The organism is Vibrio sp. M60_M70, assembly GCF_037162085.1.
Classification (GTDB): domain Bacteria; phylum Pseudomonadota; class Gammaproteobacteria; order Enterobacterales; family Vibrionaceae; genus Vibrio; species Vibrio diabolicus.
Genome location: NZ_JARLUL010000001.1, coordinates 2,080,950 through 2,106,965, shown reverse-complemented (window position 1 = coordinate 2,106,965; position 26,016 = coordinate 2,080,950). Strand labels below are relative to the sequence as shown.

Genomic DNA, 26,016 nt, shown 5'->3' with positions numbered 1-26,016 from the left:
TTTTTATTTAATAAGAACCAAAATAGTTAGGAGATGAAATGATCGACCAAAAAGTTATTGTCGCACTGGATTATGATAACCAAGCAGACGCACTTGCGTTTGTAGATAGAATTGATCCTGCGTCATGTCGCCTAAAAGTTGGCAAGGAAATGTTTACGCTATTTGGTCCTGATTTCGTACGTGAACTCCACAAACGTGGTTTCTCAGTCTTCTTGGATTTGAAATTTCACGATATTCCAAATACGTGTTCTAAGGCGGTCCGCGCAGCCGCGGAATTAGGGGTTTGGATGGTGAATGTGCATGCGAGCGGTGGTGAGCGCATGATGACGGCATCACGTGAAATTCTTGAGCCATACGGTAAAGATCGCCCACTTCTGATTGGAGTAACGGTACTAACCAGTATGGAACAAAGTGATTTATCGGGTATTGGTTTGAACATTGCGCCTCAGGATCAAGTTATTCGTCTGGCGACATTGACCAAAAACGCTGGTTTAGATGGTGTCGTATGTTCAGCTCAAGAGTCTTCATTGCTTAAGAGCGAACTTGGTCAAGACTTTAAGTTAGTTACACCAGGAATCCGACCTGCTGGCTCTGAGCAAGGTGACCAGCGCCGTATCATGACACCAGTAGAGGCTATTCAGTCAGGCTCTGACTATCTTGTTATTGGGCGTCCAATTACTCAAGCTGTGGATCCTGCTGCAGTGTTGAAATCGATCAATGATAGCTTGTCTAGTATGTAAGCACAGTCTTGTATTGTATAAAGAAAGGTGAGGCTGTGATGCCTCACCTTTTTTGTATCTAATAAAAATACCAACCGTAGTAAGTAACTGCTCATTTTAACCAGTTATATCTGCTCGCTTACTTGCTTGCTTTAATTGGTGTAGGGGGGAGCTTATTCGGATAAAGGTTCTACTGCGTATTTCGGTGATTGCGAACGCTTGTTTCGGTTTATTCCGAACACCTTAACCAGCACTTTTTCTCTTTCCCTATTTTTACTCTAAGTGTTCGGATTGCGCCAGTTTTCTCATTGATTCTCCTCCCAGTTCTATTCGATGACTATTGTGAACTAGACGATCCATTAGAGCGTCAGCGACAGTGGCGTTGCCGATCATGTTGTACCATTCTTTTACTGGTAACTGGCTGATGACGATTGTGCTGCTGTTTTGGTAACGATCTTCAAGTACTTCTAACAAGTGACCAGCATGCTCTTGAGTCAGTTTTTCCATCCCCCAGTCGTCGAGGAGTAGTAAGCCTTTCTTAGCCAGCGACTGAAGTTGTTTTTGATAACTACCATCCAGACGACCTGCGGTCAGGTCATCGAGCAAGCGAGTTAATCGGTAGTATCTGACCGTTTGCTGTTGGTCGCAGGCGCTGGTTGCCAGTGCGCAACCAAGATACGTTTTACCTGCGCCTGTTGGGCCTGTGATCAAGATGTTCTGGTGCTTGTGCAGATAGCCACCCGTTAGCAGTTCGCTCATCTGCTTGCGGTTGAGGTTTCGTCCCTCCTTGTAAATAAGTTGGCTCGGCTGAGCATCCACTCTCAGCTTGGCTTGTCGTTTCAGGCGTTGGATTTTGGTTTGATTGCGATTCAAGATTTCACTTTCCAGAAGTAGGCTTAACCTCTCCTCGAAGTCCAGCTCTGCGTAGGTGGTCAGTTGCTCTTGTTGCTGCTCTAACGCTTTCGCCGCATGACTTAAGCGCAGGGTTTTGAGTTGGTCATTCAGTGCGTTCATATCCTTTCTCCTAGTGATAACAGTTCGGGCCACGAACATTGCTGTGAACAAGGTTCGGCGTATTCGCTTTATCTTTACTCAGGTGCCCCTCACGATTGTTCTTGAGTAGATTGTTGACGAAGGTGTAATTGGGTTTTGTCAGCATCAATGCATCTTTACAGGCTTGTTCTAGGCGCGACTCGCCATAGGTTTTACTCAGATTGAGCAGCCCAAGACAGGAACGATAGGCCTGCTCTGGATGAGGTTTGGCGTTCAGCATCTTATTGACGACTTCTCGGGTGGCTGGGCCGATATTGGCTCCCCAGTTGAGCAAGCGTCCAGGCGACCACTTTTGATGTTGATGGTTACTCGGCATGTGCTCTGGTTGAGTGCTGTTTCCACGTTCCCTTTGGCTGCGTGGATGTTGAGCGATCAAGTTACCTTGGTGGTAGATCTGCACCAGACGGTTGGAGGCTTCCAGCTCGACATGGTGGCCAACCAGTTGATGGGGAACCGAGTAGTAGTGACGGCGATATTCGATGTGATAATCAGGCCCAACTTTGGCTCGCTTGGTTTCGGTATAGAGATATCGCTGTTTAGGAAGGGGCTTTAACGCGGGTTTATCGAGTTTGTCGAACAGTGCTTTGCGGCTCGCACCATACTGCTTCATCTCACGTTCGTTTAAGTCATTCATAAGCTCACGGATGGCGAGGTTCAGCTCTTTAAAGGTATGGAAGGTTTGATGGCGAAGTCGCATCATGATCCAACGTTCCACTAGGAGGACGGCATTTTCTGCTTTGGCTTTGTCTTTCGGTTTGTAGGGGCGAGCTGGCATCACGGCAGTTTGATAATGATTTGCCAGTTTTTGATAGCTTTCATTAAGCCTCGGTTCATAACGGTTAGGTTTGCTGACCGCGCTGCGTAGATTATCGGGAACCAAGAGATGGGGGACGCCACCGAAGTGCTCGAAGGCATTGGCATGCGCCTCTAACCAGTAAGACTTCCCTTGGCTGGGGAAGGCTTCCACATAGGTGTAGTTGGACGCGCCTAAGCTTGCTACGAACACTTCTGCTTCGCGCACTTCACCTGTATCAGGGTTGACCACTTGAAGCCGAGGCCCACAGTAATCGATAAACAGCTTATCACCTGCAACATGGAGCTGACGCATACTGCGCTTTTGGGTTTTGAACCAACGAGTGAAGTGCTCGCAGAACTGAGTGTAAGCGTAAGCTTGCTCTTGATATTGCTCATGGTACTCCTGCCACAATAACATCTTTGTCATGCCTTTACGTTTGAGTTCGACAGCGTACTGAGCGAAGTCTGGCATAACCTTGTCTCGACTGGCTTGCTTCGAATGATATAGGGCTTTGGTAAGGTCCGTATCACTGCAACCTTCTGGGAGAGGCCAGCCTATCTGACTTTGCTTAAAGCGAGCGACAAGCTCTGAGACTGTTGCAAGGCTGACATTGAGACAACTAGCAATACTACGGTAGGACAACCCACACTCGTACTTAAGGCGTAATATCTCTTTGATTTTGTTCATTGGAGTTCTCTTTTTAGCCATTGTCGCTTCCTTACGTTCTTGTTTAAGAAGTAAAGAATAGCGAGCTATTGATTTAAAAGAGAAAAAGGAAGGATTTCGGGCATTCCGAACGCGGTTTTCGCTATTCCGAACGCTGATTTCGGAGTTCGCTTAAAAGTGTTCGGATAATCGCGGAATGTACGTTCGGATTAAACCGAAATAGGTGTTCGGGTCATACCGAAATGGCTGTTCGGAATGCTCCGAAATACGCATCTACGGTTTATTATGAGAAAAGTAGGGCTTGGTACTGTATCGATCACACTTTTGTAACATAACTCACTGTGATGCATAGAAAATGCGACCATGTATTATTGATGACTTGCGTTACAAAAGCCTAAAGAATACTATGGCGAGGATGCATTCACTGCGTTGTAAGGTCTAGGATGACCTAGTGAAACTCTTTGAAATTAATATAGAAGCTGGCAGGAAGTCACTTCATATTACGCTCCTATTATTTCCTATCTGCGTATTTTCTATTTGCAGCTTTCACACTCCGTCTTCCTTGCTACGACCTTAATCGCAAACACAACAAGGAAGAAACATGACTAAAAAACTGCCATTTTCAGTACTTGCAACACTGACCGCTGCCAGTTTTCAACTGAGTGCGGCAGAGCTACCTGCTGATATAGAATGGATTTCAAATAACAATGAACCTCTGTTCGCCTCTGAAGAAGCGGTACGAGGTGGTACTTATCGTACTTACATTCAGAGCTTTCCTCAGACATTACGAAGTGTTGGTCCAGATGCGAACTCCGGTTTGCGCCAATATTTAATGGATGGTTCACCAAAGCTTGCTCAGCGTCATCCAAACACTGGTAAATGGATCCCCCAACTTGCTAAGTCATGGGCATTTGGAGAGGACAACAAAACCGTATTCTTTAAGCTTGATGAAACGGCCGAGTGGTCAGATGGTGAAAAAATTACGGCAGATGATTACGTCTTTATGATGAAGTACTACACGTCAAAAGACATTATCGACCCGTGGTACAACGACTTCTTCACGAACAGCGTTGTTGGTGTTGAAAAAATTGACGACTACACGATCAAAGTCAATCTTGCTGTAGCTCAAAGTCATGACTCGCTCATGGTTATGATTAACATGCCGAGTAATGGTTTTCAGCCTCGTCCGGAACACTTCTTTGAAGGAGAAAAGGACGCAAATAACGATGGCATGCCTGATAACTTCGTCAGAAAGTTCAACTTTAAATCTGAGCCAACTGCGGCGCCTTACTACATTGATAAAGTGAAGAAAGGTAAGAGCGTGACATTCAAACACGTGGGCGAAGATTGGTGGGGGTATAACAACCGCTACTATAAAAACCGCTACAACGTAGAAAAAGTCCGCATTAAGGTGATTCGCGATCCTGATATTGCCATGAAGCACTTTGAAAAAGGTAACTTAGATTACTTTGAGATGGTGCTACCAAGCTTTTGGCATGACAAAACCGATAGTGATGTGTACAAAAAAGGCTATATCCAAAAGTACTGGGGCTTTAACGAAGCACCACAAGGCGCTGGTGGCCTTTGGATGAACACAGCGATGCCGATGTTGGATAACCTAGAAGTGCGCAAAGGCGTTATGGCAGCCACTGACTATGACGGCATGATTGAAAATATCATGCGTGGGGATTATTCACGCAAGCCGCATGGACTCGGCTTTGGTCATGGCGAATACGATGATCCTAACAATACACCGCCTAAGTTTGATGCCGATGCGGCGGTTAAACATTTCGAAAAAGCGGGCTTTGACAAAGTTGGCGCAGATGGTATTCGTGTCAACGACAAGGGCCAACGCTTGAGCTTTGCTATCACCTATGGATACAACTCTTGGACACCGCGTATTGCGTACTTGAAAGAGCAAGCGAAACTTGCTGGTCTTGAGTTCACGTTAAACTTGGTTGATGGTTCATCTGCGTTTAAATACATTCTTGAGAAAAAGCATCAGTTAGCGTTCTTGAATATGGGTTCTGGTGAGATTCCTGCGTATTGGGAATATCTACACTCGGATAATGCGAATCGACCACAAACGAATGCTCACACCAACTACAGCAGCCCTGAGCTGGACCAGTTGATTGAAGCTTATGACTCTGAGTTTGATCAGGAGAAGCGTTACGATTTATCGCATCAAATCCAAAACTATGTCAGCAAAGCGAATATCATCGTTCCTGGATACATGGTGCCTTATTCTCGAGTTGCACATTGGCGCTGGGTTAAAATTCCTAAAGATGGCATGACAAAAGCGACAGAATGGGTGCTTCATCCAATGGATATTGGTAATTTCTGGATCGATAGCAAAGTAAAAGAAGAGACTGAGGAAGCGATGGACGAGGGTAAAACCTTCCCAGAGACAACGGTCATTGATGATCGCTACAAGTTGTAACTCCACAACTTAGCGGCGATAAAATGAAAGCCCCGGTAATTAAGTTACAGGGGCTTTTTTATTTTTACTTAACTAGGGCGTGTTGATCTTTGCTGTACATTTCGTGATCAACAATACATCGGTAGCCACATTAACATGAATGCCAGCGATAACATGCTGGCATAATTCCTTTCTAGCTTGTCATATCTACTTGAAATAGCTCGATAATGCTTAATTCTCCCAAAGGCATTTTCGACCAAGTGACGATACTTATATAGACACCAATCCATGCTGTCTTTGTCTATATCTTGTCCGTAATTGCGTTTAGCAATTACCGTTTCTCCGCCACGTTCCTTAACAAAAGTACGGAAAGGTTCGCTGTCATATCCTTTATCACAAACGATGGTATTAACTTCATCGAGTTGCTCAACTAAGCTTTCGGCATGTACTATATCGTGGCGTTGTCCTTCTGATAAATCAAAGCAAATCGGCAGGCCGCCACTATCCACGGCTAAGTGAATTTTGGTTGAGTTGCCCCCGCGACTTTTTCCTATTTGCTCTGAGCTTTCAGTCGCTGCACCTGTACTATGCTGATGCGCTCGAACTATAGAGCCATCAAGAAAGACCCATTCAAAATCAGCCATACTAGATAAGCTTTTGAAAAGTTTATCTAAAACCCCTTTCTTTGACCAAAGATTAAATCGTCTGTAAACGCTACTCCACTCTCCGAACTCAGAGGGGAGATCTCGCCAAGGAACACCTGTTCTCATTCGATAAAGTATTCCTTCAAATGTCATTCGATGTTCAGTTTTATCGTAAATACGACCTGTACTTTTCATAACTTGGAGTAGCAGTTCCCAGCGAATATCAGTTAGCATTGTTCTTGGCATGGTATTGGTTATAGTTTTACTTTTGGCGAAGCAAATTATAACTCTTTACCATGCTGTTCAAAAAACACTCACGAAAGATCAACACGCCCTAAGTAAGACGCTTCTAAAAGGTAGGTTTTCACATCACCAAGCAAAGAGAAGGCCTTGTCGATGGTTTTAAATCGCTCATCAAGTGAGTCACTAGATATAAGTTGGCTGAACGTTTTTACCGAGAAAGCTTCGTTTGCTTTAAAGAACTGATGCACATTTTCAAGTTGAACTTTATGAATATGCTCCACCTTATTTAGGGCGGTGGTTAAATCGGAAATGTTAATCGACATTGCTACTCAAGAACCTTATCAACAAGACCTCTACATAAGGCCATAGGATGGGGCTTTATATTTTGCCGTAGAGTAGCACCAAAGAACGGATTGCAGTCTGACTAAGATCAATTTGTCTCGCTTGATTATCTACATCTATTTCGATCGAAAAACTTCTCGCAGCACAAAAAGGGAAGCAACTTGCTTCCCTGTAATTAACATCGATCTTAGATTTTTTTGGCAATGTCCGAAGTCAGTTCTTCCAACCCGACGGACAGTGCGTCGACAAGTGCTCCATAGCCTTCGTCCTGTAGAGGCTGAGAGATTTGTATTGGTGCACTGTTTTCTACCTTACCTTCAGCATTGATGAGTAACCATTCCCCCTCAATTTCGATATTGCCTTTGTAGCTACCATTAAATTTATTTAACGTAAGCTGTAGTTTGGCTTCCCCATTTTGAACCAACAGGTTGTTCATTTCAGTCGGCCAGTAATGAGTCTGTTTGTGGCGTAGTTCTGTGACGACTCTCTGAGTGATTTGCTCGGAAATACTATGCGCCCATTGATTGTTTCTTGCCTGGATAACTTGAGTCTCAGAGGTTCGGTAAACGATACCACTGTCGTTTAAATAACTTGCCAGTTTTACTGGACGAACAACTAAAGTAGGGCGCTGTGAGATATCAGAAGAGCTCAGCGTCACTGGTTCCGCCTTAGGTAGAAGGTACAAAGCCCCTTTAGTTTCTGGAGCACTACTGCAACCCGTTAGACCGACAAATAGCGCGATAGACAAAAAGAATACTCGTTTCATTAGTTTTGGCCTTTAACTGGGATTGGGTCACTGATTTCATCTTCTCCAAACACGAGAGAGTTTGGCTTTTCGTTTAGCTGTTTAAGTACGGGTTTAAACTCTGTCATCACGCTTTCTAGTTCTTTGAGCGTGGCTTCCATTTCATTGTACATGGTTGAGTTTGGTCCATAACCATCGAGTGTTTTTTGCAACTGCTGCAAGCTTTGGCGAATATCTGTTGGGATCTCTTGAGTCTCTTTTTGATTTAAAAGTTTATCAATACTGTCCGCGACACGTTCTGCTGACGCCAACGTCTTTTCCGACGTTTTTAACGTTGAATTGAGAGAGTTAAGCGTTTCTTCCATTGGTAAGCTATTAATCTTATTTAGGAAGTCATTGACTTGGCGCTGGACTTGGGCAAAACCACCACGCATGGTTGGAAATACATCTAAACCTTCATATTCACTTGGAACGTACTGATCATCATTAGGATAAAAGTCTGCATCAATATAAAGCGCGCCAGTTAACAAGTTACCAGTCTTTAAGGTGCCACGGAGACCGCGAGCAAACTCTTCCTTCAACTTTTCTTTGAACATTGATAAAGATTGGGATTCTAAATCTCCGTACACTCGACCGAGCTCAACGCGCACCAAAACTGGAATTTTTTTCGCAGAGAAGTTTTCTTCTGGTGTTGGTAAACGCATCGGTACTCTCGTCACGGTACCGATACGAAGACCGCGGTACTCAACAGGCGCATTCGCTTTTAAGCCACGTACCGATTCATCAAATAACATGACGAACTCAATGTAGTCATCGTACATGCCTTCTCTCAGCTGCTTAATATCATCGTACAAGCGGAAGTTAACCATGTCTTCTGTGAGTAGTTCGCCGGACTCAAGACCTGGAACGGTATCGAAGGTAACGCCACCCGTTAGCATGCTCTCTAGCGAGCCAAACTTAACTTCAAACCCTTCGGCATTGAGCTGTAAATCAACACCAGAATTCAGCCAAAACTTAGTACGAGTGCGCACTAAGCTGTCATAAGGTTTGAAAATAAAGAGTTGATACAGCGCTTTGCGAGTATCAACATCAAAGCTGGTTTTCTCTACACGACCAACAGTAAAGCCTTTATAAATAACCGGGTCACCAACACCTAGTTTGCCAGCTTCGCGGTGTGTTAATACAAGACGTAGGCCTTCTGCATCAGGAGAAGCGACTGGTGGCACATCTAATACCGTAAAGTGCTCCTTTTCTACTTTAGATTTACCCGGCTGAAGTTGGATATAAGCGCCAGACAGCAAGGTCTCTAAACCTGAAACACCATCACGGCCAATACGAGGCTTCACCACCCAGAACATGGTATCGTCACGCAGCATGCGTTCAGCATCTTTGTTCATTTGTGCCTTAGCGATGATGTGATCGTAGTTTTCACTGAGGGTTACTTCGGTAATAAGACCGACTTTAACATTCAATGCTCGGATCTCGGTTTTACCAACCTCAATCCCATCTGCGGTTGGCAGTTGGAGAGTAATTTGTGGGCCTGTACTGTTGATGTATTGGAACAGCATCCACGCTCCCATGGCTAGCGCAAGGATCGGTACAATCCAGATCGCAGAAATCTGCTTTTGCGGTTTTATTTGAGCGGTTACGTTGTTCTCATCACTCATATTTGGCTTTCTCGTTTAAGTTGTCAGAAATCGGCTCCTGCACTTCGTTTTGTGGCAACTGCCACAACAAACGTGAGTCAAATATCATTGCAGAAAGCATAGTGAAAATGACCACTGCCGCGAAAGAGAGCGCAGCAGGGCCTGGATAAATCGCCATCAAGTTTTGCAACTGAACCAGTGCAACTAAGATGGCAACGACAAAGATATCGATCATAGACCAACGACCAATAAACTCAGTTAAGCGGTATATCTTTAAGCGTGAAATACTTTCTTCAGGAGGAAGATATCGCGCTTTTTGCGCATTGTAATACAGCCACGCGAGTGCCAGCATTTTCGCCATTGGAATGAATACGCTAGCAAAGAAAATTACCATCGCAATAGGGTAAGAACCTAAATGCCAAAGCAGTATTACCCCTTCCATGATAGTCGAGCCTTCTGAATGTCCAAGGCTTACGGTATACATCATTGGATAAAGATTCGCGGGGATATAGAAAATGACTGACGCAAACAAAAGCGCCCAAGCTTTTTGTAAATTATCTGCTGGGTTGTATTTATGAATAGGGCTTTTACAACGAATGCAGTATTGGTGCTTTTTCGCTTCAATTGGGTTGAGTTGGTGACACGTATGGCAACCAATATGGTTGTGGTTATGGTGCGTATCGCCCTCATTTACATCGGGCAGCACGATGGCTGGAATGAAGTGTCCCCAGAGCCAGCTTTTGTCAACCATAGAAATACATTTGACTACCAGTACGGTATAAACGCAGAACGCCCAGAATGAGGTCCCCATTCCAATGTCTGCCAGAGAAGCGATTTTAATTAAGCTGACTAATACGCCAATCAAGAATACATCGACCATCAGCCAGGGTTCGACTCGAAACAGAAGGCGACATAAAACTTTCGCCATTCGTTGCTGTTTTTTGGATGGCGTATGTTTACGCGCTTTTAATGCTTCGAGATGAAGAAAGAGAATGAGACCGACATAGATAGCAGGCAATACGACGACCGTTGCGAGAAGCAACACACCTAAAAGTACATTTTGAAATTCAGCCAGCATTTTGGCTGCATGCAATAAGGTGATTTCTTGCGATAGCCCTTGCACACTGAACGACATAAAAGGAAAAGAGATACTTAACACCAACATGATCAAACATGCCGATGAAATGGCGATCACGCTTTGATAGGGCTTAGCATTCACTTTTGTCAGAGAATGTGCGCATCGAGGACATTGAGCTTTTTGCCCTTGATCGATATCGGGAATACGAACAACAAGGCCGCATTCTTCGCATGAAATTAACTGACGGGAATTAGGTTGAATACTCATCGGGTAGGTTTTGGATTCATTTGTCCTAAGAATACTCTTTTTTCATTAGACACGCTTGTTTTGATTCAGGAGTTTACGAGTTTCTTACTTTTGGCATCATAGTATATGGAAGCTCTAAGATATAAACAAAGTCGCGTTTGGCGCATTATTTTACTGCGAAGATTGGTATGTTGGAAGCCGAAAACTACTTAACGTTGCTGGTTTGGAGGGGGGCAGTGATTGCTTCAGGAGAGTAAAACAACCCTGCCCAGAGAGCCTGAGCAGGGAGGTGGGAGCACTGGTATTTAAGATGAATGGTTGTCTTTTACTCGACGGTACCGCTCTTGAAAGCATTCGAGCCGACTTGCTTACCACTAATTGTTTTTCCGTAATAGCCTTGATGTTGGTGATATCTCTCTGCGTTTGCGGCCACGTTGCCTTTAAATCGTGGATCTTGTGGACGCTCGTGGCTATTGACGTATGCCGCGACATCCCACGCTTCTTGTTTGCTTAACTGGACACTTTTCCCAAGCGGCATGTTTTCGTAAATAAAATAGGCCGCGGTGTTAATACGGTGCATACCTGCACCCCAGTTATACGCATATTCGCCCCAAAGTGGTGGAATGTATGAATGGCCGTCGGTGCCTTTTATGCCTGAACCGTCGGCGCGATGGCAAGTTTCGCAGTTCTTTTCGTAGACTAATGCCCCTCGCTCTGGTGATGGTTCTTGCTCAGGGGCGGCGATTTTTGGATAGCCACGTCCAGAGAGATTACCTCGCTCTTCAATTGGTAATGCTTGTGCGATGGCCTCGGGTAACGGGAAGTCTTTTGCTTTTCCACCAACTTGCAACGCTTTAGCGTCTAGCTCCGGAATTGGTTCATCCGTCATACCATGTTTGTCGAGCAAGCCGCCCATCGCCAACCAGTAGGCGTAAGCACTAAGAGCAACAATTTCTGGCGAATCGTAAGCGGGCGCTTTACCGTTCATGGAATATTCGAAACAACCCTGGATACGGTCAGCATAGCTGTTTACGCGATCGTTTTTCTTACGATAAGCCGGGTAGGCCATGTATGCCGCCCATAGAGGTGCAGCGTTGGCTTTTCGTCCTGCTTCCATATGGCAATTCACACAGTTTTGTTCGTTGCCAACGTATTTTCCGCGCATTTGTTGCGAGTTAACAAATAGGGAATAACCACGTTTTACTTGCTCACCAAATTCGGTATTTGGAATGGTGCTGAGATCGCGAGGCTGCAAATATTCACCGTGATTCTCTTTTTTCACCGCGGGCAGTTCAGTTTGACGATCCGGCAGTGGCTCGTTGGCCAAAGTAGCAGCAGAGATGAGAGGCAATGCGAACAAAGAATAGAAACGTTTCATGACAGCTCCTAATAACGTAATGAGGCAAAGTAGTAGGAAAGGTTTTCAATCTCTTTGTCAGTGAGATTTTTTGCGATGGTCCCCATCATATTGAGCGGGTCACCACTGCGAGTGCCGTTTTTCCATGCCATTAATTGCGTTTTTAAGTAATCAGCATGTTGGCTTGCGAGGCGAGGGAATTTGTCGACGCCCATTCCGCTGGCTCCATGACAAGTCGCGCAAGCTGGAATATTTCTATCCCAATCACCTTGGAAGATTAATTTACGATACGGGTTACGAATGTCGGCTTGGTCGCCGCGTTGCTCTGGGTTAGTGAACTCGTAGCTCGGGAGGTTAGCAAAGTAATCCATGACTTCTTTACGAACGGCAGGATTGCTAAGCTCTTTCGCCATGCCTTGCATGACTACGTTTTGGCGTTCACCACTAAGGAATAGTTCGATTTGAGTGTTGAGATAATTCGCGTTTAAACCAGCGATCATCGGGGCGATATTTGGCTGTCCCATGCCATCTTGGCCGTGACAACCACTACACACGCTGGCTTTTTCCGGAATAGACGAGGCGCTTGCGCCCATAGTGGTGGCTAGCAAATAGGCTGTCACCACTGGAAGAATCTTTGACATGCTGACTCACTTTAATTGTTATTAATATCTCCAAGTGCTACTTGGTAGTCACTGGGACGATATTGTCGGCCTTGTCAATAAGGAAAGGTATTGTGGATTTCCACATATTTAGAGGATGTGAAGAGCTGCTAAATGGCAGCTCTTATAAGGTAGAGGCATTTTAACTTGCAGCGTTACGCTTTGCGGATTTTGGCCGGCAGGGACTGACGTGCCGCCGCGCCCACTACCCAATCCAACAACACGCCTTTGCCTTCTCGAGTAGGGTCAATTAAGCCAATGTCGTTAATGTTGACGCCATCTTGGCTGCGCGTTTTTACGGGTTGTTGTTTATCGCCGATCCAGTGCGATCGTTGTCCTAGCTCGGTATGACCAAACCCATGTTCAAATCCGAGTGTGCCAGGGCGAATCCCGCTGACTATCATCGCAAGTGCTTTGGTGCTTGCAGATGGAGTTTCGATAACAAACTCATCACCCGTTTTAATGCCTGCGCGCTCGGCATCGATTGGATGGATGTACACAGGGTTTACGCCTTTGATCGAGTTCAACCTTGGCGATAGGTTGGATACCGCACTGTGAATGTTGGATTTAAAGTTCGTCAGGCTGAATGGCCATTCTGAGCTTGGGAACTGTTCTTCCATTGGTGTGCCATCGGCCAGCTTTTGTGGATGCCATGTTGGGCAACCGGTGTAGAAATCACCGGTCATGGTGTTTCGCGCGCTGCCGACGCGCTCGTTCCAGATTGCGACTGGTCGTGTCCATTTATGTTTCATCTGCTCGCCTTGATACGCTTCGCTGGCATTTTCAAAGCGTCCACCGCGAGCAAAAATAAACGCCACTCGTTTCATCTCATCCGCTGTTAGCGTGCTTTGCATCGCAGGCATTAAACGCTCTAAGCCTGACCACGCAATGTCTTCTGCCGAAACTTCAGGCACGCCACCTTTCACATAAGCCAAGTTTGCCGCAGCTCGCAAATAGAAATCTTCGGCGCGATGGAGAGCGTGCCAGTTGCCTTGTGCATCTTGAATTGCATTGTCACCAAAACCGCCCAGCTGCATTTTCTTAGCAACATCAATCAGAAAGTTCTCTAAGCAAATCGAGCGATCGTCGGCGGTTTTCTCTGTTCGAGCTTCCACTATCGGCCAACGAGCGGTGACGGTTTTCACCGGAACATCGTGCCAAGGCGTTGCCATGCCCCAGCTTTCGTAAGTAACGGTGTCCGGCACAATGTAATCCGACAACGCGGTGGTTTCGTTAATGAATGCATCAACAGACACAATCAAACCGAGCTGCTTTGGATCTTTAAGCTTGTCTTCCAGCAGTGTTTTCAAACCGGGTACACCATACATCGGGTTCGCCATGTGGTTGATCCACGCTTTAACGCGGTATGGATACCCATCAATAGCCGCAGATAGGTGCTCTGTCAGCAGTGGCGCGGCAAACGGATACCAAGGGGCGCGAGTTGGGTAAGGGGATTCACCTGCCTCAACGCGATGTTTGTATTCGCTGGTTTTGTGGTAGGGGAATTTACTGCGCGACAGAAAGACGCCTTTCGGGCCGACTTTGCCAGCAAATTTGGTGAAGTCGTAACGAGGACCCGCAGCGGAAGTTGGGTAGCCACCCGCTTTCGCCATCGCTCCGCCTTTCATGTTGATGTTTCCAATCAACGCATTGAGCATCATGATGGTAAACGAGTTATAGAACCCATTGGTGTGCATGTTGCCACCGTGGGTATCGACTACCGCTTTTGTTCCGTAACTGGTGAAGCGCTTTGCTAGTTCAACAATTTGTTCGACAGGAATTTCACATTGTTGGCTGTAGAACTCAAGGCTGTATTTAAACGCCTCTTCTTTGAGTCTTTGCAGGGAAGATTTTACTCGCACTTCGCCTGATGCAAGCGAAACCGTTTTATCGACAAACAGTGCCGCTTCCCCTGTCTGGGTATGAACACCAAATTCGCCGCTTTGATCATCCACGATGACGTACGGATCGGAGTCAGACAACGCTTCGCCTTCGAATGGCAGATTCAAATCCGACGCGCGTAAAAACGTGCCGTTTCTCGGGTGCTGCTCATCGCTTATCACGAGATGCGTAGCATTACACCAGTGCGCGGTGCCGGCTCGCTTCAGCGCGTTTGCCCCCGGCTGCGCTAAGAAGGTTTTGTTGTAGCGTTGGTTTTCGATAATCCATTGGATCATGCCAAGCACGAGGGCAGAATCGGTGCCCGGTTTGATTGGTACCCAGCGGTTATTGTCACCTGCCGCCAAGCTCGATGAACCCGCAGGCAAACTTGGCGTGATGATGGTGTATTCCAAGCTACCTTCTGTTCGCGCATTGGCGAGTTGACGCGCCTGACGCTTAAAAGGGTTGCCAGCTTGAGCAGGCGACATACCAATAAAGATGATGTATTCGGCATTATCGAAGTCTGGTTTTAAATGGGCAAATTTATCCAAATCATTCATAAATGCGCCGCTGCCAGCACGAAATGCGTAGCCGCAGTAAGAGCCATGATGCCCAAAGTTTCGCGTACCATAGCTGTTGAACGCGAAGCGCTTGAAGATGTCGTCTCGGCCTTCGTTACCGGCGTTGGTCATTAACAGTTGGTTGGCTTTCGGGCCATATTCTGGGTTTTCAGGATCAACGGGCGTTGTTAAATCGCGAATGTCGCGCAAGCCATCAACATGGCCTTCACCAAATAAATCACCACCTTCAACGACTTCTTCTATCAATTGCTCGTAGCTGATCGGAATCCATTTTCCTTCGCCGCGTTTGCCAACTCGTTTCAGCGGTTGAGTGATGCGGTACGGACTGTTGCGAATTTCTAGCATCCCGTTTCCACGTGCGCAGGCGGTGGAGCGACCTTCAAGGCCCGCTTCTCCTGCCAAACTTAAATAAGCATCTTTGACTGGTGTTTCGAATGGAATGTGTTGCTGATGAGACAATGGGTGATATGGGTTGCCAGTGATACGCAAAATCTCATCGTTACGGTTATCAATGCGCACACGCAACCCGCACAGTGACCAACAGCCAAAGCACATGGATGGAGCGACGCGCTGATTTGGATTCGGGATTAAGTTGCCTTTGTTGTTGACCGTGTACTCTGGTTCAAGCGAGTTACCGTGGTGAATATCACGCGTTTTTTCTCCTGCTGTGCCTTCGATCGCACCCTCGACCATGTGTTTGGTGGTGGTGGCGTAACCTGCAGCGAATGCGCCAAGCCCACCCACTGCAATGCCTGATTTCAAAAACTGACGGCGTTTGTTATCCATGATGAAATCCTCTTTGATTAGCGTTCAGTTAAGGTGAGTGATGTTGGTGTCACTTCGGAGTTTCGCTTTGGCTGGATTAACTCTGAAGCGAGTAATGCCAGTGCAAGCCATAATCCGAGCATGCCGATAATGCCTATCCAGCCATTTCCATCCATAGTGAGTTGGTATGGATACAGCCCTGCATCGAACTTGGCGATGGTTTGCACTTCCATGATGGTGAACCAGCGGATCAGCCATGCGCTTGCCAACGTGATCAACGACAGGCACAACGAGCCCATGACACGATGTATACGAGAAGTTGTTGACGATTTGTCGTCTCTCATCGTCATGTTCGCGAAGATGATGCTGCCTAAAATAACCAAAGTGAGCAGAGCTATATTTTGTATCCATTGCTCGCTGGAATAGAGTGAAAATGCGGAATTGTTAGATGCCCAAATCGGTAGCAGTATCAGCGTTAATACACCGCTGGTAACCACCGGTTTTTTTAGTAAATTAGTATCGCCAGATGTTAGCGTCTTTGACTGACTAGGCAGCAAGAGCCAAATCAGCAGAGAGAAGCCAACCGCGCCCATAAAAGCAGTAACAAACCAAAGAATCGGTGATGCTGGTTGGTGCCATAACGAGCGTGATTTTACGACCGCAATTTCAGCGCCTGTGTAGACTGCAATGGTTATGCCTGATAGCACAGTGATGGCAGATACCATAAGCATGGCTCTACGAGAGAGCACCCATTCACCCAGTGACAGCTTTGAAATTAGAGGCAGTACTTTCCCTGGCTGATTACGTAAGTTGAACAGATCCTGGCGGAGATACAGCCATGCAGTCACTACCGCTAAACCTGAGAAAACAGGCAAGAAAAGCGACCCTAAAGACATCCATGACCACGGCGTGATGTGCGCGTAAAAATGCCATGCGCGTCCCGGTTGGTGTAAATCACCAGTTAACGCTAATGGCCCCACGATGGCGCCGATGGCCAGCGTCAGCACAAGCGCAGCGCGCAGTCTGTGGCTGGTGTGTTTTTCAAATAATAGGGCGATTAGGAATAAAATAGCGGCAGCATAAGCCGAACCGATGTAGAAGAAATACTGTACCGCCCACGGGAGCCAAGCCATCGCTTGAGGTTGGACTAACACTTCGGTGATGTTCATGCGTGCTCTCCTTGTGGGTCATAAATAGCTGGCTGCCCGTCGATATGGCTGGTGAAGCGTTCATCCATGCCGATGTAAAACACGTGTGGCTTGGTCTCTTCATTGGGTTTTAGCACTTTGATGTCGTCTTGGTGCTTCGCAATTAAGCGGCGGACTTCACTTGATGGATCATTTAAATCACCAATCACACGCGCACCGCCAACACAGGTCTCCACGCAGGCAGGTAATAGGCCTTGCTCTAGACGGTGAGCACAGAAGGTGCACTTATCTGCGGTGAGGGTGTCCTCATTGATAAAACGAGCATCGTAAGGGCAAGCTTGTACGCAATACGCGCAGGCGACGCAGCGACTGTTATCTACCATGACGATGCCATCTTCGCGCTGAAAGGTCGCTTGAACCGGACACACAGCCACGCAAGGTGGGTTTTCGCAGTGGTTACAAAGGCGAGGCAGCATAAAGGCCTTTGCTTCTCGCGTGGCTTTCGAACCGTCATCCAGTGTGACTTCGTATTGCTTTACGGTGGTCCGGAACTGGCCGATAGGCGCTTGGTTTTCAATGCTGCAACCGACGGTGCAAGCCTGGCATCCGACGCACTTTCGTGAATCCACCACCATGGCATAACGTTTCCCCACTTGTCCTTTTCGATCGGCGGACTGGTTATTGCGAATAATGTTTCCCGCGGTTGCCGTGCCAATACCCGCGACTGGAATTAACGCGGCTCCAGCTGTGACCGCGCTGAGAAAGCGACGTTTGGTGGAATCCATAACTCACCTGCTTTTTTGTTGTATTTGAATTGACTGATTCCATTGTGAGAAATGCACCGCGAGGCTTATATTGTGGATTTCCACATACCCAGATCAAACTTGATCTAAAACAAATGTGGTTTAGGGAAGGTAGCTGTTATTCTTGCTTCATTATTTTCGAAGGAACGATTCGACTCATCATGAACAAAATGCCACGGTTGCTTCAGTTTTGGATTCTTTGCTTAGTTGCCTTTGCATCTTTGGCTCAGGGCGCTGTTTCTGAACAAGCAGATCTGCAAGAGCAAAACGCAGTGCAGCCAGAGGCCAAGCAGAAAGTCGAAGTGGGTGTGTTAGCGATACGTGGTCATCTTTATGCTGAGCAGAGATGGCAACCGACCATTGATTGGCTCAATCAGCAAATTTCCGATGTGCATTTTGTTCTTCATCCCCTTAACTTGGATGAAATGGGCCAAGCGGTGAAGTTTCAGACCATGGACTTCATCTTAACTAACCCCGGTCAGGCAGTGCGATTGGGCAGGCAATACGCGCTATCGTGGATGGCAACGCTAACCAGCCGAGCGCCGCAAAATTCGAACTACGGCATTGGTTCGGCGCTGGTGGTTCGAGCCAATTCAAGTTATCAAACATTGCAAGATGTCTCAGGGCTTCCCGTTGCGGCTGTATCAGAAAAAGCCTTTGGTGGTTATCTAACGATGCGCTATCAAATAGTCAAAATGGGGCTTAATCCAAACGATTTCTTTTCCGATGTCCGCTATCTTGGTTTTCCTATTGATGCCAACCTGTATCAATTACGTGATGGCAATGTGGAAGCGGCCGTCGTTCCTGCTTGTTTATTGGAACAGATGTTAAGTGAAGGGCTTTTACAACCGGGTAATTACCGAGTTTTAAATCAACAGCCGAACGAGCGCTCGTTATGCGCGGTTTCCACACCGCTTTATCCTAACTGGTCATTTGCCAAAACAGAGCGCGGCTCAGCTCAGATCGCCAAACAGATTGCGCAAGTATTGTTAGCGATGCCACCTGAACACCCTGCGGTTATTGCGGCAGGCGCGTCAGGTTGGACGTCACCCGTCAGCTTGCTGAGCATCGACAAACTTTATCAGGCGCTAGACCTCCATCCGTTGCAACAACCTTGGTGGAGTGAGGCTCTACGCTGGCTGCGTAGTCATCAAGAATGGGCATGGGCGCTGTTCATGTTTGTGATTGTGTTGAACGCGTACCACTTTTGGCTTGAGTATCGATTTAGCAAGAGTAAGCAAGCGTTGGAGCAGACATCGTTACGATTAAAAGAGAAAAGCGAACAGTTAGAACACTCACAAAGAGTCGCGATTGTCGGAGAAATCGGCACTAGTCTTGCCCATGAACTCAATCAGCCATTGGCGGCCATTCGCAATTACAGTGAAGGCGGTTTACTTCGCTTGGCCAAAAAGCGCCCTCATGAAGATATTGTCCCAGTGCTTGAGAAAATACAGGGGCAAGTTGAACGAGCCGATGCAATTATTCAGCGCTTAAGAACGTTGATCCGCAAGCGTAGTGTTGACAAAGCGCCGTGCGATCTTCAAGTTCTTATTGATGACACGATTGAGTTGCTCCATTTTCGAATGCAGAAGCAAAATATTTCGATTGTGACCAGTATAGAAGGGAACGTCCGTCCGGTACTTGTCGACGCTGTGGGCGTTCAACAGGTTTTAGTTAATGTGATCAGTAACGCGATTGATGCGTGTACTTTGTTCCAAGAGAAATATCACTCGTCAGGTTATCAAGGTAAAATTGCCCTGCATAGTGACTACCAAGTCAATCAACTTTCCATTCGAGTATTGGACAACGGCACAGGGTTGCAGCAAGAGAATCCAACTCAAGCGTTTGTGAGTAGCAAAGAAGAGGGGCTCGGGCTGGGGTTAGCCATTTGTCGTGATGTAATGGAAATGCATGGTGGCGAGTTTCTCATCAGCTCGACAGCGCCACATGGCTGTTTGGTTGAGCTCGTGTTTCCATATCAAAACTAATCTGAACTAGGCATAGGAGCATTCAATGAGCAGCGGTGAAAAGCAGTTACCTGTTTTTGTAGTCGACGATGATGAATCGGTGCGTGACTCGCTCGCTTTTATGTTGGAAGAACATGACTTCAACGTCACCACTTTTGCTGATGGGCAGTCTTTCCTCGATGAGGTGGACGTTCAGCAAGCGGGGTGTATCATTCTTGATAGTCGAATGCCAAATCTTCGTGGTCAGCAAGTCCATCAAATTTTAAATCAAGCCAACAGTCCCTTGGCCGTTATTTACCTGACCGGACATGGTGATGTCCCGATGGCGGTCGATGCATTACAAGCTGGCGCGGTCAATTTTTTCCAAAAGCCAGTCAAAGGAGATGAGTTGGCACAAGCCATTTTGCAGGGGCAAGTGCAGTCGGCTGCAAACCTTGATATGGCGGCGGCAAAATCGGCGTATGAATCGCTCACTCCCCGAGAAAAAGACATTTTACGTTTGATCATTGCAGGCAAGCGGAACATTCGAATTGCTGATGAGCTTTGCATTGCAATGCGCACGGTTGAAGTACACCGCGCCAACCTATTGAAAAAGTTCTCAGCGAAAACCGTCGCAGAGTTGGCATATATTTATGGCAAGCTAGATTAGAGCTTAGTGAGTGAAGCTTCTTAATGCTATTTTGTGGATACAACTTGAGCTTTATGACGACTCGCGTATTATCTTCTTCGTTCCTACTTTATCTGAATTCTTATGAGTTTATTGACTAAACGACATCACACGCCACATAAACGGGTGAAATGGCTACTAGCGATTATTGGCTGGGTGGTTGTCGTGTGTCTGATGCAAAATTCAGGTTTTGCATCGTCATGCTCTATGAAGTACGAGACGGTATCGCCTGCTGTTTCACTTACTGATGAGGGTTCGAGCGTCAAGTCGATTGATGCTAACGAAACCAGCAAATGCGAATTGTCTGAAAAGTTAATTCAATTTTCTCAACATCAACTCGATGCGTTTATTGTTGTTCTGTTTGTCGGTCTTTTAGCATCGGCTATTTGGATGTGCTGCACTTATATTCGCGCACAACATTGGACGGAGCCGATAGGTCGTAAGTATCGAGTCCATCTGACTTTCTGTGTATTCCAAGAATAAAAACGTGCTTTCTGACCAATAACGTCAGCGATTTAGCACATTTGTTTTTATTATTAGGAATTACTATGAATCAAATTACCAAACTGACTCAGTTCGCGTCTATGTTCTTTATGACGCTGGCTTTGAGTTTGTTCTCTCTGAATATTTCAGCACAAGCTACCGATACCGGTTGGATGACCAACCCGCAACATCCTCCAGTGCAAACGCGCTTTGTACTAACGGGTCAACAAGATCCGCAAGCCAAAACACTTACAGGTTATTTGGATGTCAAGTTAACCGGAGACTGGAAAACTTACTGGCGATCGCCGGGCGAGGGTGGTGTCGCGCCATCGATAGATTGGCAAAACTCGCAAAACCTAAGCAAGGTTGATTGGCAATGGCCATATCCGCAAAAGTTCGAGTTATTGGGCATTGAGACTCTCGGTTACAAAGGCGACACTTTGTTCCCAATGACGCTGCATATCGACGATATGTCGAAACCCGTCACGATTGATGCAGTGCTCACGCTTTCTTCCTGTACTACGATTTGTGTGCTGACGGACTACCAAATTCAATTGACGTTCTTACCCTCTGAGCTGAAAGTGGACGAAGACGTGATGTTCAGTTACGCCCAAGCGGTGAGCAATGTTCCTCAATCTTCGCCTTTTGTTGAGGTCACGCAAACAAATTGGGATGCGACTCAATCCAAATTACAAATCAAACTAAAGAACACGCAAGGTTGGCAAAATCCTCAAGTGTTGGTGGATGGTGTTGGTGATGCGATTCGTGACTACAGCTTCAAGTTGGATGGACTTCAGCAAGAAGGTGATATCGTCACAGCAAATTACTCGGTTGATACCTGGCTGGGTGAGGTAGAGCTTAATGAACAATCGTTATATGTTTCTATCAAAGATGATAACTTGCTGGTCGAAGAGGTAACACAAGCACAAGCAGGAGCGGTTACATCGTCACTGCCAACTACCTCTTTAGCGAGTATTTTCTTATTTGCACTGTTAGGCGGTTTGATTTTGAACATCATGCCGTGTGTGCTGCCTGTATTGGGGATGAAGCTCAGCAGTATTGTGGCTGCGCATGGTGTAGAGCGCCGTCAAATTCGTACCCAGTTTATCGCTTCTTCTCTGGGGATTCTCACTTCGTTCTGGCTGATAGCTGGATTCATTTTGGTGTTGAAGCTTACGGGTAATGCGATCGGTTGGGGCGTGCAGTTCCAAAGCCCTTGGTTCCTAGGATTGATGGTACTAGTCACTGCTTTGTTCGGCGCCAATATGTTGGGGTTATTTGAAATCCGTCTGTCATCGGGTACTAATACATGGCTCGCATCGAAAGGTGATAACTCTCTAGTGGGTCACTACGTTCAAGGTATGTTCGCTACTTTGCTTGCGACACCTTGCTCCGCACCGTTTTTAGGCACCGCCGTTGCTTTTGCCTTGGGCGCGGACGTATTAACGTTATTTGCTACCTTTACAGCATTAGCATTGGGCATGGCACTGCCTTGGATCTTAGTCGCTGTGTTTCCAAGTGTCGCGCTGAAACTACCTAAGCCCGGTCCATGGATGAATGTCGTTAAGATCGTGTTTGGAATAATGATGTTGGCAACCAGCGTTTGGCTGCTTTCATTAATGGCAAATCATGTTCCGATGTTATGGATTGCACTCATCGCTGTGGTTGCTTTTGTCGTCATGATGGCAAGAATTAAGCGTGTGTATGGTGATAAAGCACTCGTGGTATCCGGCTCTGCATCGCTTATCTTAATCGCTGGTGGGCTGCTACTTGGCAGTGTCACCGCAAATCAATGGGCGACACCGCTTCCTGAGGACTTAGCATGGCAGAAGCTTTCTAACTCGGCGATTGAAGATCACGTCAATAATGGGCGAGTGGTGTTTGTGGATGTCACTGCGGATTGGTGTGTCACGTGTAAAGCGAACAAGATCGGAGTGATCTGGCAAGATCCTGTCTACTCATTGCTGCAAAGCCCTAATGTGGCGACGTTAAAAGGAGATTGGACACATCCGGACGGCTCGGTAACGGACTTTTTACGAGATCATGGGCGTTACGGTGTGCCGTTTAACATCGTCTATGGCCCAGCGGTGCCAAAAGGTATCCCGTTACCTGTGATTCTGACTGATGATGTTGTTTTAAGCGCGGTGAAACAAGCGAGTGGGGAGCCATTCAATGAGTTCGACAAAGCAGCGTAGAACATTCCGATATTGGCTCGTTCAAATCTTACAGATGGTGCTCATTGTCACCGCCATTTCCATCGCGATGGATTGGTATCGAACTAAAGATATTCCTAAACAGGAGGCACCACCATTGAGCTCCGTACTGAGCGATGGTGAATACTTCGATGCAATCGCGCAAAGTCATGAACAACCTGTCGTTATTTATTTTTGGGCGACTTGGTGTCCCGCTTGTAAATTTGTAAGCCCAAGCGTGAGCTGGCTGAGTGATTACTATGCCGTAGTTGGCGTTTCTGGCTCATCGGGGCCGAATGAGCGTGTGGCGCAGTTTATGCAGGCAAAAGAATATCGTTTTGAAAACATAAACGATCCTTCAAGCGATATTATGCGTGAATGGAAAATTAGCGTGACTCCAACCATTTATATTTTAAGAAATGGTGAAGTGACCTCTATTACGACAGGCATCACAACGCCGATAGGAATATTGGCGAGAATTTGGTTGGCTCGATAACGAAATAAAAATCCGATATTCAAAATACTGAATATCGGATTTTTTCTTTTTATTTTCTCGCTCCAACGGGAATCATAATGTGTGCGTATGGCGTGCCTTTCCACATTACGTATGGGCCACCATAACTTGGGTCGGTTGGTAGAGAGTCGAGCAACGCTTGGTCTGGGGTAATAATCATCAAGTGTGGTCCTTCCACAATCCATTGATTATCGTCCGTCATCCCTTCTGCAAATGGGTCGGTGTTACTGGCACCGCCATCACCCGCTAACATGTAAGAAATACCTAATGCTTTGGCTTGGAAAGGTTTTTTGTTCATCCAAGCGTCTGCCCATTCCATCCAAGGACCATCCATACACATTGGCGCTGTGCCTTCCAATTGAGGAGGCGTTGGGAAGCAAGTGTATTGGCTAGAACCTTCTTGCAGAACATTATTGTTCCAGTCCATCACTGTTACTTTATCGCGAATAGTCGGTGGTGCAGCACTCAGTGCATCTTCTAAAAGTGCTTTTGAATCATCGGCTGCGAATGCGCCAAAAGCGCAGCTGACCGAAACAACAGCAGTTAAATAAGGAGTTAGTTTCATAAATTAAACCTCAAGTTAATACAACATGAGAATTTGAGCACTTTAATTATAGAATGATATTAAAAATAAGAATCATTATTTAAATGGAAAATAATAAGCGATAGGTTTGTTATGTTAATTTAAATATTGTTTTTATATACAGCGAATAGAATGATGGAAATAAGATTCGCTGAATAATCGAAGCAGATTATCAGGACATATTTTTTCTTTATGCACTTAAAAATTCCATCGTAATCACGGGCTAGTACTTTTCAAAATTTCATCTATTTCTACTGGTTAGCGCTGAATAACCAGTCGGTTACGTTTCATAGAAAATTAGCTATTTAATAAGTGCCTAGGTGCGTATTGCGTGTTACATTCGAGCATCGTTCTGGTTATCAAGGATGAAATGATGGATGTTTCAATACCACGATCCGGATGGACAAGGTTTGCCCCGAAATACTTATAGTAGATCGGTGGAGCATACGGCATATACCGAAAGTGAAGTTGAACAATTCTGTAAGCAGGCGGGGTTGCAAGTGGTTTCCCTAGAAAATGTGATTGGTTATGTATCTGGTGTTGGTTATGTGTGTCGATACGTGATGCTAGAGCTGAAAAAGTCACACCGCTGAAATAAGTAATAAACAAGGACTGTTTTTGAAAACACAAGATTTAACCGAGTTCGGTTCGGGCATTGAATACGATGCCCAATACGAGCAGCATTACCATCACGACATTGCTTTCATCACAAGGTTAATCGAAGAAACCAATGCTCTAAGTGTACTGGATGTCTGTTGTGGTTCCGGCATTGTCACGATTCCAGTCTCTGAGCAACTCAACGAAGCCATTGGCATTGATATTTCTGAAGGGATGCTCAAACACGCAAAGGACAAAGCCAAAAGCAGGAGTAACTTGCGTTTTCTTCATCTCGACGCAACTCAGTTTTCGTTAGGTAAGAAGTTTGACCTAGCCATAATGACAGGGAATGCATTCCAAGCCTTTTTAAGTGATGAGATGCTAGCAGGTGCACTGAGCTCAATATCAAGACACCTCGAAAAAGGTGGGCGATTTGTCTTTGATACGCGGTTACCAACGCCAGAGAATCTAGAACTGGATAATGAGATGGCACTGTGGCAAACCTATGTTTCTCCGACTTATGGTGAAGTGAATTATTTAGGTATGAAGGCCGAGTATGACTTGCAAACATCCATCATGTATTTGAAGAAAGAGCGCCATTTTGAAGGTGGAACGATTGAGCATTCCAGCATTGATTTAAAATATCGTCCGCTGGAAGACATAGAGATTTTCCTTGAACAAGCGGGATTCAGAATTATAGAGAAGTACCAATCTTGGTCAGCGCAAGCATTTGAGGCGAATTCCAACTCGTTTGTCTGTGTGGCTGAGAAAATATAAACCAATGTTGAGGGATACAATGCAAGGATTTCGAATTACTACGTTGTTAGATGACATGGATTTAGACGTTATCTACGAGTTCATTTCAAACAGTTATTGGGGAAAGGGCATTCCAAGAGAGCGCCTTGAGAAGTCATTGCGCTATTCGTTCTGTTTCGCGGTTTTGGATGACGAAAATCAACTCGTCGCTTTTGCTCGGTTAATTACCGATCTCACCACGTTTGCGTATCTTGCCGATGTGTTTGTAGTGGAGGCACACCGTGGTAAAGGCATCAGTAAGTGGTTGATCTCAGAAATTGTTGCTCATCCAGAACTACAAGGCTTACGCCGTATGATGCTTGCAACCCGCGATGCTCATGGGTTGTACGAACAGTTTGGGTTCACTCCTATTGCTCCAGTAGAAAACTTCATGCAGATCTGGAAACCGAATGTTTATCAGAGCTAA

General features: G+C 46.1%; 22 protein-coding genes and 1 pseudogene. 10 read left to right on the top strand and 13 right to left on the bottom strand.

Going from position 1 to position 26,016, the window contains the following annotated elements; all coding sequences use genetic code 11:
- Positions 1-38 precede the first annotated feature (38 nt).
- Positions 39-740, top strand: a complete 702-nt coding sequence (gene pyrF, locus P4S59_RS09680; protein ID WP_337168316.1) for an orotidine-5'-phosphate decarboxylase — start codon at positions 39-41, stop codon at positions 738-740.
- 252 nt (positions 741-992) lie between these two features.
- On the opposite strand, the gene istB is transcribed toward pyrF, so the two are convergent.
- Both istB and istA read right to left on the bottom strand, forming a co-directional pair.
- Positions 993-1,733 (bottom strand): IS21-like element ISVch3 family helper ATPase IstB, encoded by a 741-nt coding sequence (istB, locus tag P4S59_RS09675; protein WP_238131037.1) that lies wholly within the window; start codon positions 1,731-1,733, stop codon positions 993-995.
- A gap of 10 nt (positions 1,734-1,743) precedes the next feature.
- Positions 1,744-3,276: an IS21 family transposase gene (istA, locus tag P4S59_RS09670; RefSeq protein WP_337167981.1), complete on the bottom strand. Its 1,533-nt coding sequence runs from the start codon at positions 3,274-3,276 to the stop codon at positions 1,744-1,746.
- A 559-nt stretch (positions 3,277-3,835) separates the two neighbouring features.
- Here istA and P4S59_RS09665 point away from each other — a divergent pair.
- Entirely contained in the window at positions 3,836-5,674 is a 1,839-nt protein-coding gene (locus P4S59_RS09665; RefSeq protein ID WP_114323270.1) for an extracellular solute-binding protein, read from the top strand.
- 107 nt (positions 5,675-5,781) lie between these two features.
- Here the strand turns inward: P4S59_RS09665 and P4S59_RS09660 are convergent, their stop codons facing one another.
- The 10 genes from P4S59_RS09660 to dsrO form a co-directional block, all read right to left on the bottom strand.
- On the bottom strand, positions 5,782-6,543 hold the full coding sequence (locus P4S59_RS09660) for an IS5 family transposase (protein ID WP_110176700.1): 762 nt from the start codon (positions 6,541-6,543) through the stop codon (positions 5,782-5,784).
- A gap of 68 nt (positions 6,544-6,611) precedes the next feature.
- Positions 6,612-6,863 carry a hypothetical protein gene (locus P4S59_RS09655; RefSeq protein ID WP_337168315.1) on the bottom strand — a complete coding sequence of 84 codons (252 nt, stop codon included), beginning with the start codon at positions 6,861-6,863 and terminating at the stop codon, positions 6,612-6,614.
- A 206-nt stretch (positions 6,864-7,069) separates the two neighbouring features.
- A complete protein-coding gene (locus P4S59_RS09650) occupies positions 7,070-7,648 on the bottom strand; it encodes a PqiC family protein (RefSeq protein WP_337168314.1) in 579 nt (192 codons plus the stop codon).
- On the bottom strand, positions 7,648-9,294 hold the full coding sequence (pqiB, locus tag P4S59_RS09645) for an intermembrane transport protein PqiB (protein ID WP_337168313.1): 1,647 nt from the start codon (positions 9,292-9,294) through the stop codon (positions 7,648-7,650). Before pqiB ends, P4S59_RS09650 begins: the two co-directional genes overlap by 1 nt.
- Positions 9,287-10,618, bottom strand: a complete 1,332-nt coding sequence (locus P4S59_RS09640) for a paraquat-inducible protein A (RefSeq protein ID WP_006742665.1) — start codon at positions 10,616-10,618, stop codon at positions 9,287-9,289. Before P4S59_RS09640 ends, pqiB begins: the two co-directional genes overlap by 8 nt.
- A gap of 304 nt (positions 10,619-10,922) precedes the next feature.
- Positions 10,923-11,975: a c-type cytochrome gene (locus P4S59_RS09635; RefSeq protein WP_301574765.1), complete on the bottom strand. Its 1,053-nt coding sequence runs from the start codon at positions 11,973-11,975 to the stop codon at positions 10,923-10,925.
- An 8-nt stretch (positions 11,976-11,983) separates the two neighbouring features.
- Positions 11,984-12,547, bottom strand: a complete 564-nt coding sequence (locus tag P4S59_RS09630; protein ID WP_443089044.1) for a c-type cytochrome — start codon at positions 12,545-12,547, stop codon at positions 11,984-11,986.
- Between the two features lie 221 nt (positions 12,548-12,768).
- The gene (locus P4S59_RS09625; protein ID WP_337168311.1) at positions 12,769-15,861 is read right to left on the bottom strand and encodes a tetrathionate reductase subunit A; all 3,093 of its coding nucleotides are present in this window, start codon (positions 15,859-15,861) and stop codon (positions 12,769-12,771) included.
- Positions 15,862-15,878: 17 nt separating this feature from the next.
- Positions 15,879-17,009 (bottom strand): NrfD/PsrC family molybdoenzyme membrane anchor subunit, encoded by a 1,131-nt coding sequence (gene nrfD, locus P4S59_RS09620; RefSeq protein WP_337168310.1) that lies wholly within the window; start codon positions 17,007-17,009, stop codon positions 15,879-15,881.
- The gene (dsrO, locus tag P4S59_RS09615; protein ID WP_337168309.1) at positions 17,006-17,773 is read right to left on the bottom strand and encodes a sulfate reduction electron transfer complex DsrMKJOP subunit DsrO; all 768 of its coding nucleotides are present in this window, start codon (positions 17,771-17,773) and stop codon (positions 17,006-17,008) included. Before dsrO ends, nrfD begins: the two co-directional genes overlap by 4 nt.
- 179 nt (positions 17,774-17,952) lie before the next feature.
- On the opposite strand from dsrO, the gene P4S59_RS09610 reads away from it, so the two are divergent.
- The 5 genes from P4S59_RS09610 (at position 17,953) to P4S59_RS09590 (ending at position 23,596) form a co-directional block, all read left to right on the top strand.
- Positions 17,953-19,779, top strand: a complete 1,827-nt coding sequence (locus P4S59_RS09610) for a sensor histidine kinase (protein WP_337168308.1) — start codon at positions 17,953-17,955, stop codon at positions 19,777-19,779.
- Between the two features lie 25 nt (positions 19,780-19,804).
- Complete coding sequence (locus P4S59_RS09605; RefSeq protein ID WP_047010025.1) at positions 19,805-20,407, top strand: response regulator transcription factor; 603 nt, start codon at positions 19,805-19,807, stop codon at positions 20,405-20,407.
- Between the two features lie 102 nt (positions 20,408-20,509).
- Complete coding sequence (locus tag P4S59_RS09600) at positions 20,510-20,908, top strand: hypothetical protein (protein WP_258676389.1); 399 nt, start codon at positions 20,510-20,512, stop codon at positions 20,906-20,908.
- 65 nt (positions 20,909-20,973) lie between these two features.
- On the top strand, positions 20,974-23,103 hold the full coding sequence (locus tag P4S59_RS09595) for a protein-disulfide reductase DsbD family protein (RefSeq protein WP_337168307.1): 2,130 nt from the start codon (positions 20,974-20,976) through the stop codon (positions 23,101-23,103).
- Complete coding sequence (locus tag P4S59_RS09590; protein WP_337168306.1) at positions 23,081-23,596, top strand: protein disulfide oxidoreductase; 516 nt, start codon at positions 23,081-23,083, stop codon at positions 23,594-23,596. Before P4S59_RS09595 ends, P4S59_RS09590 begins: the two co-directional genes overlap by 23 nt.
- 49 nt (positions 23,597-23,645) lie before the next feature.
- Here P4S59_RS09590 and P4S59_RS09585 read toward each other — a convergent pair whose 3' ends face one another.
- Positions 23,646-24,179 carry a hypothetical protein gene (locus P4S59_RS09585; RefSeq protein WP_012841605.1) on the bottom strand — a complete coding sequence of 178 codons (534 nt, stop codon included), beginning with the start codon at positions 24,177-24,179 and terminating at the stop codon, positions 23,646-23,648.
- Positions 24,180-24,577: 398 nt separating this feature from the next.
- Here P4S59_RS09585 and P4S59_RS09580 point away from each other — a divergent pair.
- The 3 genes and pseudogenes from P4S59_RS09580 to P4S59_RS09570 all read left to right on the top strand — a co-directional run.
- A pseudogene (locus P4S59_RS09580) lies at positions 24,578-24,790 on the top strand (class I SAM-dependent DNA methyltransferase); the annotation flags it as partial.
- Between the two features lie 25 nt (positions 24,791-24,815).
- The gene (locus tag P4S59_RS09575; RefSeq protein ID WP_337168305.1) at positions 24,816-25,571 is read left to right on the top strand and encodes a class I SAM-dependent methyltransferase; all 756 of its coding nucleotides are present in this window, start codon (positions 24,816-24,818) and stop codon (positions 25,569-25,571) included.
- Between the two features lie 19 nt (positions 25,572-25,590).
- Positions 25,591-26,016, top strand: a complete 426-nt coding sequence (locus tag P4S59_RS09570) for a GNAT family N-acetyltransferase (protein ID WP_337168304.1) — start codon at positions 25,591-25,593, stop codon at positions 26,014-26,016.